An 11,218-nucleotide genomic window follows, 5' to 3' on the forward strand; every position below is an offset into this window, starting at 1 on the left:
TCGTCCGCTCACGTTCCGTTGTGCCGCCTGGTTCAGGCGCGGTGGGAAATCAATGCCACTGGATGTCGTCGAGGAACAGCACGAGCGGGGCCACGTCCAGCCCGCCCGCCGACCAGCCGAAGCCCGCCGCCACTTCGGTGTAGCGGACCCTGCTGATGTCCAGCGTGTACTTCGTGGGCTCCTTGGTCAGGGTGACGTTGATCTTCTTCTCGAAGCCGTCCTTGGACTTGTCCCCGTAGCCCACGAAGAAGTCGACGACCTCGCCGCCCGTTCCGCCCCAGGCGTAGAAGGACACCGACTTCGCGCCGTCCGGCACGAGGAAGCCCTTCTCCGGCTTGTCCGGCCAGTTGCCTTCCGGGTACTGCCAGAAGATGCCGGCCCAGGCGTCCCCGGTGCCCACGCGGGTCGCGGTGATCTTGTGGCAGTTGCCCAGGGCCGCTCCCGGCCGCGGCGTGGCGCAGACGGCCTCGTCCACGATGCCGCCCGGCTGACTGCCGGCGCCCATGTAGCCGCTGGCCGCCCAGGTGCCGTCCACCGCCAGGGGGAACGCCGACTGCGGGCCCGCATCGGTGCCCGCGTCCGTCGTGGTGCCCGCATCGGTGCCGGCATCCGTCGTGGTGCCCGCATCGGTGCCCGCGTCCGTCGTCGTGCCTGCATCGGCGCCCGCGTCCGTCGTCGTGCCCGCGTCGACCTTGGTGCCTGCGTCGGGCGTCGACGTTTCCTCGGGATCACATGCGCCAATGAGCCCCGCGACCGCGAAAACTCCGGCGGCCGCCCACGTCCACGCGAAACGCTTGTTGCGATGCATGCGATCCCCTCCTGGTTGGTCTTGCTGCGATGACTTTGTTCTTACGACGAAGAAATCAAAGGTAGTTGGAAGTCGCCGCTCGCATGCTGCAATGCGTCACCTTCGCCGCCGTGCGTCAGAGGAGAAGAACTCTCCTCTGTCACCCTGGGCCCCTGCTGCCTGGAGCCGTCCCGCGTCCCCGCCATCGCGAACACATGCGAGTTCGTTCGATTGCCGAAGGAATACCAGTCCCCTTCACTGATTTGCAAGTACGTGACGGAGCCGTACACCCGGTAAAAGAAGGCCCTGCCACCATCGGCGACGGTTGGATCCGGGTGACGCAGTTCGTCGGAAGTGGCGGCCGGCCCGGTCATGCCAAGGGCAGACACAGGCGCCGCATCAACCCCAGACAGCGCTTCAGTGCCTCGGCGGTTTGCCGATGATGTCGTGGACCAGGGAGAGGAGCTGATCGATGTCGAAGGGCTTGGGCAGGAAGCCCGCGCACGGCAGGTGCTGCCAGAACTCCGCGGGGCTGGCGCTCATCATCACCACCGGGACGTCGCGCAGCCTGGGGTCGCGCAGCATCGCGTCCAGGACGCCCGGGCCGTTGAGCAGCGGCATCATGTAGTCCAGCAGCACCAGCGACGGGCGCTCGAGCGCCATCCGCTCCAGGGCCTCGCGACCGTTGAGCGCGGTGGCGGTGGAGTAGCCCTCGTCCGACAACAGATCGCGGACGGCCTCCACGATGCCGAACTCGTCGTCGACGATGAGGACGGGCCCCATGGTCAGGTCCCTCGGCGCTTGCGGACGGTTTGGCGTGGCTTGGAGCCGGCCGCCTTCTTCGAGGCGCTCTTGCGGGCGGTGCGGCGCGGCTTCGCGAGCGGGGTCGGCTCCGGGGCCCTCGTGCGCGCGAGCCCCGTCATCAACATCTGTCCTTCCACGAGGGGCTGCCCCACCCGGAGCCCCGTGCCGGTGATGTGCAGCTCGCGCAGCGACGTGTCGTAGTCGCTGTTGCGCACCTTCAGCACCGCGAGGAAGCGGCGCAGCCCGGAGTGCAGCTCCACCAGGCGCAGGAACAGGATGTTCTCCGCCACCATGGAGATGCCCTTGAGGGGGAACTTCACCTCTGGACCGAAGGCGCTGGTGGACTCGGCGGTGTAGAGCAGCGTCACCTCGCGCACCCGGCACTCGTTCACGAGCGCCGCCAGGAAGCGCGCCACCCGGGCATTGCGCGGCGAGGCGCGGCGAAGCGCCTCGTAGCCATCCAGGAAGATGCGGCGCACCCGCCCGCTGCGGATGGTGGTCAAGAGCTCGATGCCCAGCTTGTCGAGGATGTTCTCCGTGGGCGGCCGGAAGCTCACCTCCAGGTCCCCGCGCTCCATCAACGGCTGCAGGTGCAGCCCCACCCCGGCCGCCTGGGCGAGCATCCGCTCCGGCGCGTCGTAGAAGGCGAAGTAGTGGCCCCGCTCGCCCCGGCGAGCCCCTTCCGCGAGGAAGCTCAGGCCCAGGAGCGTCTTGCCGCTGCCCGGGGGGCCCAGGAGGATGGTGGTGGAGCCCGCGGGCACGCCGCCCTTGAGCATCTCGTCCAGGCCGGGCACGCCCAGGGCGTCGCGTTCGCGCATCCCCGCGCCGGGCACCAGGTGCCCGTCCACGAGCGACTCCAGGCGGGGATAGACGGTGAGGCCGTCGCCGGTGATCTCGAAGCCGTGCTGGCCCAGCTTGTAGGCGCTGCCCCGGAACTTGCGGACGCTGATCTCACGCAGGGTGCGCACGCCGAAGGTGCGCTGCTGGAGCAGCATCAGGCCGTCCACCATGGTGTGCTCGGCGCGCAGGCCCTTCTCGCCGCCGGTGGTGAGCACCAGCGTGGTGCAGCCGATGAGGCCCGTCACGACCTGGAGGCCGTGGATGAACTTCTTGAGCGCCTGGCGCGACGGGGCCATCTCCTCGGCCGCCAGCATCCCGTCCAGCACGAGCAGCGAGGCCTTGTGCGCTCGCACTTCCTTGCGCACGAGCTGCGCGAGCGCCTCCAGCCCTCCCTGTTCCAGGATGGAGAAGGCGCTCAGGTAGTTGATGGCGCCCGACACCAGGGCCGGATCGAAGAACGACAGCGTCTGGAGGTTGCTCACCAGGTCCGTGTGCGACTCGGCCAGGAGCGTCAGGTACAGGACCCGGCGCCCCTGGGCCGCCTGATGGAAGCAGATCTGGCTGGCGAGGATGGTCTTGCCCGCGCCCGGCAGCCCCAGGAGCATGTACATCCGGCCCTTGCGAAGGCCTCCGCAGAGCAGCGTGTCCAGGCCGGGAATGCCCGTGGACAGCCGGTCCTCCTCGCGTGGACCCCCCGGAATCATCAGACGGTTCCTTCCTGGGCGCCGCGCGCCGAACTGGGCCGCGAGCGACGGTCCTGGTGACTCCTTAGTCCAGCCGTTTTTGAAAACATCAACAATCTGGGAAGCGCTCGCTGGTGGACAGCACGCCCGCGGCCCGCTGGCTGCTTACCGGGCGGAGTGGAGGTCCGGCGGCGCGAGCACCCCGCTCCCCGTCAGCGGCTTGAGGGACGCGCGCAGGGCTTCAATCTGGGCGCGCGCCAGGTCCTTGAGCCTCTCCACGTCGTCCAGGGTCATCCCCTTGGTGGAGATGGGCGTGCCCACCGTCACGAGCCCCCGCGAGGTGGCGAAGCGCCACGAGTGCTTGGGCAGCGCGAGCCGCGTGCCGCTCACCGCCAGGGGCAGCACGTCCGCCTGGGCCTCGATGGCGAGCCGGAAGGCGCCGTCCTTGAAGGGCAGCAGGTCCTCCGTCTTGGAGCGGGTGCCCTCCGGGAAGATCATCACGGGCATCCCCTTGGCGAGCCACGCCTTGCAGCGCCCCATGGCGCCGGTGGCCGAGTCCCGGTCGCCGCGCTCCACCGGGATGTCGCCGGCCATGCTCATCATCCAGCCCACCACGGGCACCCGGAAGAGGCTCTTCTTGCCCAGCCACTTCATCTCCCACGGCAGGTGGGAGATGAGGAACGGATCCGCGTTGGACTCGTGGTTGCTCACCACCACCGTGTTGGGCGCCACCCGGTCCGGGATGGGGCCGTGCGTGCTGAAGCGCCAGAAGGGCGTGAGCTTCGCGGCGGTGAAGCCGATGAGCCGGAAGCAGCGCCCCGCCACGTAGCGGCGCTTGTCGAACAGGCCGGTGAAGATGAACAGGGTGAGCTGGATGAAGAAGCCCACCAGGGCCACGAGGCCCACCTCGATCCAGGTCCAGATGGAGAGCAGTGCATTCATGAGGGGTGTCCCTTGGGCACGATGGGGTTTCAGGAGAGGACGGCGGGATCCAGGTCCACGCTCACCGGGCAGTGGTCCGACCCGTGGACCTCCGGGTGCACCGCGGCCTTGCGCACGTAGCCGAGTGCCGCGGGCGTGGCCAGCACGTAGTCGATGCGCCAGCCGATGTTCTTCTCGCGCACGCCCGCCCGCTGGCTCCACCAGGAGTAGTGGCCGCCCGCCGGGTTGAAGTGGCGGAAGGTGTCCACCCAGCCCGCGCGGATCCACCGGTCGAACTCCTCGCGCTCCTCCGGGCGGAAGCCGCTCGTCTCGCGGTTCTCGCGCGGGCGCGCCAGGTCGAGGTCGCGGTGGGCCGTGTTGAAGTCGCCCATCACGAGTACGCGCTCGCCGTCGCGCAGCGGCTTCTCCAGGCGATCGAAGAGGCGACGGTAGAAGTCCAGCTTGAAGGGAATGCGGCTCAAGTCCCGGTCCTTCCCGTTGCCATTGGGGAAGTAGCCGTTGACGACGGTGAGCCGGCCGAAGCGGGCGAACTGGAGGCGCCCTTCCGCGTCCATGGCGGGCACGCCCAGGAGGGTGTCCAGGTCGTCGGGTTCATGGCGGCTGAAGAGGCCCACGCCGCTGTAGCCGGGGCGCTCCGCGGCCACGAAGTGGGTCTTCCAACGGCGGGGGGCGCGCACCTCGGCGGGGAGCTGCTCCACGCGGGCACGGACCTCCTGCAGCCCCACGATGTCCGCCCGGGCCCTGGACAGCCACGGGAGGAACCCCTTGCGGTGGATGGAGCGCAGACCGTTGACGTTCCAGGAGACGACTCGCACGCCCCCGCTTATGGCGAAAGCGCGCGGGTATTTCCAGCCCCCACCGTCCCTGGAAGGACGATGGGGGCCGGCCCTACTCAGTGCGTCACGGCGTCTCGGCGGCGCTCGCCCTGTTCTGTGGATCGCGCTTGGTGCGGAGGATGAAGTCCGCGTTGTTCACGTTCGTGTCGTGGCCGTTGCCCGCCGCGCTGTCCGTGCCGCCTTCCATGGTCGCGGCCGACGAGGAGGCCTTGGCCTTGCGCTCGTAGCTGCCGGCGGCGGCCGGCTGGCTGGTGACGGGGCTGTTGCCTTCCGCACCGTTGGCCGTGGAGCCGCCAAAGCCCAGCGTGTCCACCGCGAGGGCATCCGTCGGACTGGTTCCGATTCCGGGCTTGCCCAACCGGATATGACCGATCGGAGCCATCGGAATGGACGCAGTGGTCCCGTCGCCCTTCACCGCGCCCTGGTAGCCCGTCGAGTGGGTTACCAGGAAGAAGCCGTGCGCGGCGATATTGGCCCCCGGCGCGAACGTGAAGGCAGCAGAGTTGTAGGCCGCACCCGCCGCGCTCTTGTACTGGAGCTTCCAGCCGGAGAGGTCCACCCCGGAGTTCGTCGGGTTGTAGAGCTCGATGAACTCGTCATTCGCGCCACCCGAACCCACCGCGGCGAGCTCGCTGATGACGACGTGGTCCGTCGTGGGCTCGGCGGTGACCTTGACCTGGGCGGACACGGACTGGCCTCCGAGCGTGGCGACGATGGTGCCCGTCGCGGCGGCCGAGCCGGCGGTGAAGGTGAACTTCGCGGAGAGCTGGTTGGCCGGCACCGTCACCGACGCGGGCACCGAGCCCACGCCGTCCGTCGTCGCGAGCGTCACGACCGTGGCCTCCGCGGGAGGCACGTCGAGCGTCACGGTGACGCCGGCCGTCTTGCCGGTGCCCAGCACCACCGTCTCCGGCGACAGGAACGCCAGCGAGGCCGCCTCGGTCTCGCCGAGCACGCGCACCGTGGCGTCGCGCGTGTCCGCGCCCAGCGTGGCCGTCAGCGTCGCCTTGGGCGAACCCGCCGCGGCGTCCGCCGTCACGACCACCGGCGCCGTGCGCGAACCCGCGGACACCGTCACCCGGCCGTTGTTGGCCACGGTGACCGAAGGGCTGGACGACGTGACCTGCACCACCACGTCCGTCACGGCCGGGCCGCTCAGCGTCACCTCCAGCGGCTCCGGAATCGTCTCACCCGTGGTGCCGGAGCGCGCGAAGACCGCCGCCGGCTCGAGCGCGGTGAGCGTCACGCTGCTCGTGCCCGCGTCGCTGCCCGTGCCGCCATCCGTCTCCGTGCCCGCATCCGGCGCGGGACCCGCGTCGATGGCGCCGCCGTCCGTCTCGGAGCCACCGTCCGTCTCCGTGCCGGCGTCCGTGCCCGCGTCGACCGTGCCAGCGTCCGTCTCCGTGCCGGCGTCCGTGCCCGCGTCGACCGTGCCGGCATCCGTCTCCGTGCCCGCGTCGACCGTGCCGGCGTCCGTCTCCGTGCCCGCGTCCGTCCCCGTGCCTGCATCGACCGTGGTGCCGGCATCCGTCTCGGTGCCCGCGTCGACCGTGGTGCCAGCGTCGACCGTGGTGCCCGCGTCGACCGTGGTGCCCGCGTCCGTCTCCGTACCCGCGTCGACCGTGGTGCCAGCGTCCGTCTCCGTGCCCGCGTCGACCGTGGTGCCAGCGTCGGTGCCGGCATCATCGCCGGGGATCACGCCTCCGTCGGTGCCCGCGTCCGTCCCCGTGCCCGCGTCAACGGTCGGGGTGGTGATCTGACAGGTGTTGCTGCAGCGGTCGCCTTCGGTGCGATTGCCGTCATCACACGCCTCGCCCTTCTCGACGATGCCGTTGCCGCAAACTGGATCCTTCGGATCATCACCACCGCACGCGGACAACAAGAGCAGCACCGCTGACATCGGGACCAGCAGGTGCCGGAAAGACAAGGACATGGAGACTCCGTGTTGGGTACAGAGTCTCTTCCAAACCACAAAATTACAGGCCGACGCAAACTCGCCCCGGCACTTTCAGGCCCCCTCTTTCCCCCTGGCGGGCGCCTCGGATTCCCCAAAACCCGACAACCCTGGCGAGGCGGATCCGCGGACGCGGGCTCAGCCTGGAATGACGGGGGGTTGCACCGGGGCCGGGGCCTCCAGCCCGTGGACCAGCAGGAAGCGCCGGACGGCCTCGGCGATCTCCGTCCCGGCCTCCAGCAACCCCGCGTGGCCGGCGTCATCCACCTGGAGCCATTCGGCCTGGGGCAGCGCGCGGTGCAGCCGCTGGACCTCGCTGAGGGGCACGAGCACGTCATCGCGCGCGGCGATGAGCAGCACGGGCACGCGCACGGACGACACCACGTCCCAGGCATGCCCTTCCGCGAGTCCGCGCAGCGTGCGCCAGTAGGCCTGGGGGCTCATACGGTAGAGCGCGTCCAGGAACTCGGCGATGTCCTCGCGCGGCGCCCGGTCCCGCAGGGCGCCCACGGCCCGGGCGAGCGGATCCGCGAAGCGGCTGCCGATGACGGCCTTCACCGCGGGCGCGACCCAGGGCACCAGCGGCGTGCTGGCGCGCAGGGCCTGGCGCGTGGCGGACAATGCCAGCCGGGGGCGCCAGCGTGGATCCGCCGAGCCCGGCGCACCGGGCGTCCCCGCGATGAGCGTCATGGACGGCACCAGCTCCGGGCGACGCCGGTACAGCTCCAGCAGGATGCGCACGCCCATGGAGAAGGCGATGTGATGCGGCGGCCGGCCGTTGCCGCGCGCCATCGTCTCCTCGGTGACGCGCTCCAGGTCCTCCACGTGCACCGGCACGCGGTAGTCCCCGTCGCGCGACTCCTCGCTCTGGCCGTGGCCCCGGTAGTCCCAGTGCACCACCCGGTGGTCCTGCTCCAGGTTGGAGACGATGTGGCGCCAGAAGTTCTCCGAAGTCCCGATGCCGTTGGTCAGCAGCACCGGCGGCCGGTTCGAGAGCGCCGCGTCCCGCTTCGCCTCCGGCAGGCCCGCGCTGTGGGTGTGGAACGCCACCCGGGTGCCATCCGGGGCGGAGACGAAGTGCGTGGAGCGACGGTAGGGCATTCCCGCCCACCATGCGGCCGGGCAGGCGCGGGTGCAAGGGTCCACCGCCCGGCCCGTCGGAGGCCCGCTCGCGCGGGGGCTCCGCGAAGGGGCTCCACGAACGCTGGACGCACGCCCTCCTCCGGGAGATCGTGGCGCGGATGATCCGTGCGGAGGCCGAAGGGTTGGACGTGGCGGCCGTGCTCGCCCACTACGAAGAGCACGGCTTCGCGCGGTTGGGTCCCGTGCTGGACGACGCGGGCGTGGAGTCCCTGCGCGAGCGGGCGGACGACCTCATGCTGGGCCGCGTGGTCTACCCGGGCCTGTTCTTCCAGCCGGATGCCCCCTCCGGCCGCTACGAGGACGCGCCGCTGGGGCTGGGCTGGCAGGGGCCGTCCTTGGACTACCGCAAGCTGGAGAAGCTGGAGAAGGACCCGCGCTTCCTCGCGTGGCTGGAGAACCCGCTGTTCGAGCGCATCGCGCGGGCGCGCATCTCCGGCGACATCGTCCTGTACCGCGCCATCCTCTTCCACAAGGGCCCGGCGGGCGGCAGCAACCTGCCCTTCCACCAGGACGGCGGGAAGCTATGGGGCCTCACGCGCGAGCCGGACCTGCAGATCTGGACCGCGCTGGACGACGCGCCGGAGGGCGGCGGCTGCCTGGAGGTTGTCCCCGGCAGCCACCGGGCGGGGCTCGTGACGGCGCTGGGGGGCGTGATTCCCCCGGACCGCGTGGCGGCGGCGGATGCGGAAGCGCACGTGGTGTCGCTGCCGGTGCGGGCCGGAGAGGCGCTGCTCATCCACAACCACGTGTGGCACCGCTCCGGGCGGGGCCGGCCCGGGCAGCGGCGGCGCGCGTTCTCCGCCTGCTACATGAGCGCGGACACCACCTGCGTGCGCAAGAAGAAGGCCCCGCGCGTCTTCCCGCCGGTGTTCCGTCAGCCGGTGCGCGGCGGCTGAAAGGCCCTATCATCCGGGGCGTGTCCGGACATCCGGGAGTCCTTGTCGCCGAGCAGCCCCACTACCTGCCGTGGGTGGACTTCTACGAGCAGGTGGCCCGGGCCGGCACGCTGGTGGTGCTGGACGACGTGCAGTGGCTGAGGCGGGGCTGGCAGCGCCGCACGCGCGTCGCCCTGCCCTTGGGCGTGCCCACGCCGCCGCCCACCGAGCCGGGCTTCCAGTGGCTGTCCATCCCCCTGGAGGATCCGCACCGCGACACGCGGATCCGCGACCTCGCCGTGGACGCGCGGCAGCCCTGGGCGCGCAAGCACCTCCAGACCCTGGTGACGCTCTACGGCGGCCGCCCCCTCTTCCGCCAACAGGTGCTGCCCCTGTTGGAGCCCTTCTACGACGCGGCGGCGCGCGAGTCCGGGCCGGGGTCGCTCCTGCGCATGCTGCTGTCCAGCATGGCGCTGTTCTACGAGCCGCTGGGCCTGGCCCCGAAGCTCGTGTGTTCCTCCACGCTGGAGCGCCGGGGCGAGGACAAGACGCAGCGACTGGTGGAGTACTGCCTCCAGACGGGAGCGCACACGTACTACTCGGGGACGGGCTCCACGCTGTACCTGAAGCCGGAGCGCTTCCGCGCGGTGGACGTGCGCCTGCTGTGGCAGCGCTTCCGCCACCCGGACTACGCGCAGGGGCGCGAGGGGCGCTTCGTGACGGGGCTGTCGGTGGTGGACGTGCTGGCCAACGTGCCGCTGGAGACGGTGCGCACGTGGCTTCAGCCCTCGCCGTGGGGGCCGTTCGCGGGGAACGGCCCCCAGCCGCTTCAGCGGGCCGAGGCGGAGGTGGCTTCGGATTCGGCCTTGTCGAAGCGCACGAAGTAGCTGCGCACGGCGGCGTCGAGCAGCGTGGGTTCCAGGCGCGGCGCGGTGCCCTGGTAGTGCGCCATGTCGATGACCTGATCCAGCAGGTCGCGCGGCTGGCACGCGGCGAAGGGCCGGTGGTTCGGGCGGTAGTGCTCGTCGATGAGGTAGTCGATGGCGCGTGCGTCGTAGGGCACGCCGCGCTTCTTGCACATCACCTGGAAGATCTCGTGGAACTGCTGCTCGTCCGGACGCTGCACCTCCAGCTTGTAGCGGACGCGGCGCAGGAAGGCGTCGTCCACGAGGGCGCTGGGGTCCAGGTTGGTGGAGAAGGCGGCGAACACGTCGAAGGGCACCTGGAGCTTCTTGCCCGTGTGCAGCGTGAGCATGTCCACGTCGCTCTCCAGCGGGACGATCCACCGGTTGAGCAGGTCCTTGGGGGACACCTTCTGGCGGCCGAAGTCGTCGATGAGGAGCATGCCGTTGCTCGCCTTCATCTGGAACGGGGCCTCGTAGTACTTCACCTCCGGGGTGTAGACGAGGTCGAGCATCTCCAGCGTCAGCTCACCGCCCACCACGACGAGCGGACGGCGGCAGCGCACCCAGCGGCGGTCATACGGCTGGGAGCCGGGTTCGTCCTCCACGGGCTTGTGGATGTTCGCGTCGAACATCTTCACCACGAAGTCGTCGATGAGCAGCGCGTGGGGGACGAAGATGTCCCCCTCGTAGCAGTTGACCATGCCCTGGCAGATGGCTGTCTTGCCGTTGCCCGGAGGCCCGTAGAAGAAGATGGCGCGCCCGGAGTTCATCGCCGGGCCGATGCCGTCGAAGATGTAGTCGCGGATGATGAGGTCGCCGAACTTGTCCTGCATCCGGTTGCGGGTGATGCGATTGCCGCGCACGGTCTGCTGCTTCACGGCGGCGACCCACTCGTTGAAGGGCACGGGCGCCGGGCCGTTGTAGCGGTTGCGGTCGAGGATCTGCCGCAGCACGTCCGTCACGAAGGTCGTGAGCTGGTAGATCATCGTGGAGCGGCCCACGCCGGAGCCGCCACCGCCGCGGATGTCGATGTACTTCTGCCGGCGCAGGCCCTCGATGATCTCATCCACGAGGGCGGTGGGCAGTTGCAGGCGGGCGGCCACGTCCATGCCGCGCATCTCGCCCGCGAAGAAGATGGCCTTGAGGACCAGCTCCTCCACGAACGTCGCGTTGAGCCCGCACTCCTGGAGGTTGCGCGGCTGCACGGGCCAGAACTTGGGCGCTGGCGGAGCCTCCGGGGCGTCACCGCGACGGGGCGGGCCGCGACGGTCCGGGCCGGCGAACGACTGGGCCACCGCGGGAGGAGCGCTGCCGCGCCGGTCAGGGCCGCTGTAGCCCTGCGCCGGGGCGCCGCCACGACGGTCCGCGGCCAGGGCGACTCCCGCGCCGCGCCGCTCGGGTTCCGCCGGGGGCGCGGCAGGAGGGCCACCGCGCCGCTCGGGTTCGGCG

Annotated in this window: 10 protein-coding genes; 2 read left to right on the top strand and 8 right to left on the bottom strand. The window is 70.6% G+C overall.

The genetic code is table 11. From position 1 onward, the window contains the following. Positions 1-49: 49 nt before the first annotated feature. From D7V93_RS03675 to D7V93_RS03705, 7 genes are all read right to left on the bottom strand, one after another. Positions 50-808: a hypothetical protein gene (locus D7V93_RS03675; protein ID WP_120642037.1), complete on the bottom strand. Its 759-nt coding sequence runs from the start codon at positions 806-808 to the stop codon at positions 50-52. 396 nt (positions 809-1,204) lie between these two features. Next, entirely contained in the window at positions 1,205-1,570 is a 366-nt protein-coding gene (locus D7V93_RS03680) for a response regulator (RefSeq protein ID WP_120642038.1), read from the bottom strand. Between the two features lie 2 nt (positions 1,571-1,572). Next, complete coding sequence (locus D7V93_RS03685) at positions 1,573-3,135, bottom strand: DUF7125 family protein (protein WP_120642039.1); 1,563 nt, start codon at positions 3,133-3,135, stop codon at positions 1,573-1,575. A 144-nt stretch (positions 3,136-3,279) separates the two neighbouring features. Next, on the bottom strand, positions 3,280-4,056 hold the full coding sequence (locus tag D7V93_RS03690) for a lysophospholipid acyltransferase family protein (RefSeq protein ID WP_120642040.1): 777 nt from the start codon (positions 4,054-4,056) through the stop codon (positions 3,280-3,282). Positions 4,057-4,085: 29 nt separating this feature from the next. Next, a complete protein-coding gene (locus D7V93_RS03695; RefSeq protein WP_120642041.1) occupies positions 4,086-4,871 on the bottom strand; it encodes an exodeoxyribonuclease III in 786 nt (261 codons plus the stop codon). An 85-nt stretch (positions 4,872-4,956) separates the two neighbouring features. After that, entirely contained in the window at positions 4,957-6,825 is a 1,869-nt protein-coding gene (locus tag D7V93_RS03700; protein ID WP_120642042.1) for a lamin tail domain-containing protein, read from the bottom strand. A 159-nt stretch (positions 6,826-6,984) separates the two neighbouring features. Next, positions 6,985-7,947: an alpha/beta fold hydrolase gene (locus D7V93_RS03705; RefSeq protein WP_120642043.1), complete on the bottom strand. Its 963-nt coding sequence runs from the start codon at positions 7,945-7,947 to the stop codon at positions 6,985-6,987. A gap of 140 nt (positions 7,948-8,087) precedes the next feature. Between D7V93_RS03705 and D7V93_RS03710 the strand changes: the two genes are divergently transcribed. Next, positions 8,088-8,885 carry a phytanoyl-CoA dioxygenase family protein gene (locus D7V93_RS03710; protein WP_120642045.1) on the top strand — a complete coding sequence of 266 codons (798 nt, stop codon included), beginning with the start codon at positions 8,088-8,090 and terminating at the stop codon, positions 8,883-8,885. 20 nt (positions 8,886-8,905) lie between these two features. After that, positions 8,906-9,751: a WbqC family protein gene (locus D7V93_RS03715; protein ID WP_120642044.1), complete on the top strand. Its 846-nt coding sequence runs from the start codon at positions 8,906-8,908 to the stop codon at positions 9,749-9,751. On the opposite strand, the gene D7V93_RS03720 is transcribed toward D7V93_RS03715, so the two are convergent. Continuing rightward, positions 9,694-11,218: DUF8689 domain-containing protein (locus D7V93_RS03720; protein WP_244237094.1), on the bottom strand; the 1,525-nt coding region annotated here is incomplete at its 5' end. The two genes, D7V93_RS03715 and D7V93_RS03720, sit on opposite strands and share 58 nt — an antisense overlap.

The organism is Corallococcus llansteffanensis (assembly GCF_003612055.1).
Lineage (GTDB): Bacteria > Myxococcota > Myxococcia > Myxococcales > Myxococcaceae > Corallococcus > Corallococcus llansteffanensis.

Excerpts from the sequence above, each read along its gene's own strand:
- D7V93_RS03675 (WP_120642037.1), bottom strand. The coding sequence starts at position 808 with ATGCATCGCAACAAGCGTTTCGCGTGGACGTGGGCGGCCGCCGGAGTT.
- D7V93_RS03680 (WP_120642038.1), bottom strand. The coding sequence starts at position 1,570 with ATGGGGCCCGTCCTCATCGTCGACGACGAGTTCGGCATCGTGGAGGCC.
- D7V93_RS03685 (WP_120642039.1), bottom strand. The coding sequence starts at position 3,135 with ATGATTCCGGGGGGTCCACGCGAGGAGGACCGGCTGTCCACGGGCATT.
- D7V93_RS03690 (WP_120642040.1), bottom strand. The coding sequence starts at position 4,056 with ATGAATGCACTGCTCTCCATCTGGACCTGGATCGAGGTGGGCCTCGTG.
- D7V93_RS03700 (WP_120642042.1), bottom strand. The coding sequence starts at position 6,825 with ATGTCCTTGTCTTTCCGGCACCTGCTGGTCCCGATGTCAGCGGTGCTG.
- D7V93_RS03705 (WP_120642043.1), bottom strand. The coding sequence starts at position 7,947 with ATGCCCTACCGTCGCTCCACGCACTTCGTCTCCGCCCCGGATGGCACC.
- D7V93_RS03710 (WP_120642045.1), top strand. The coding sequence starts at position 8,088 with ATGATCCGTGCGGAGGCCGAAGGGTTGGACGTGGCGGCCGTGCTCGCC.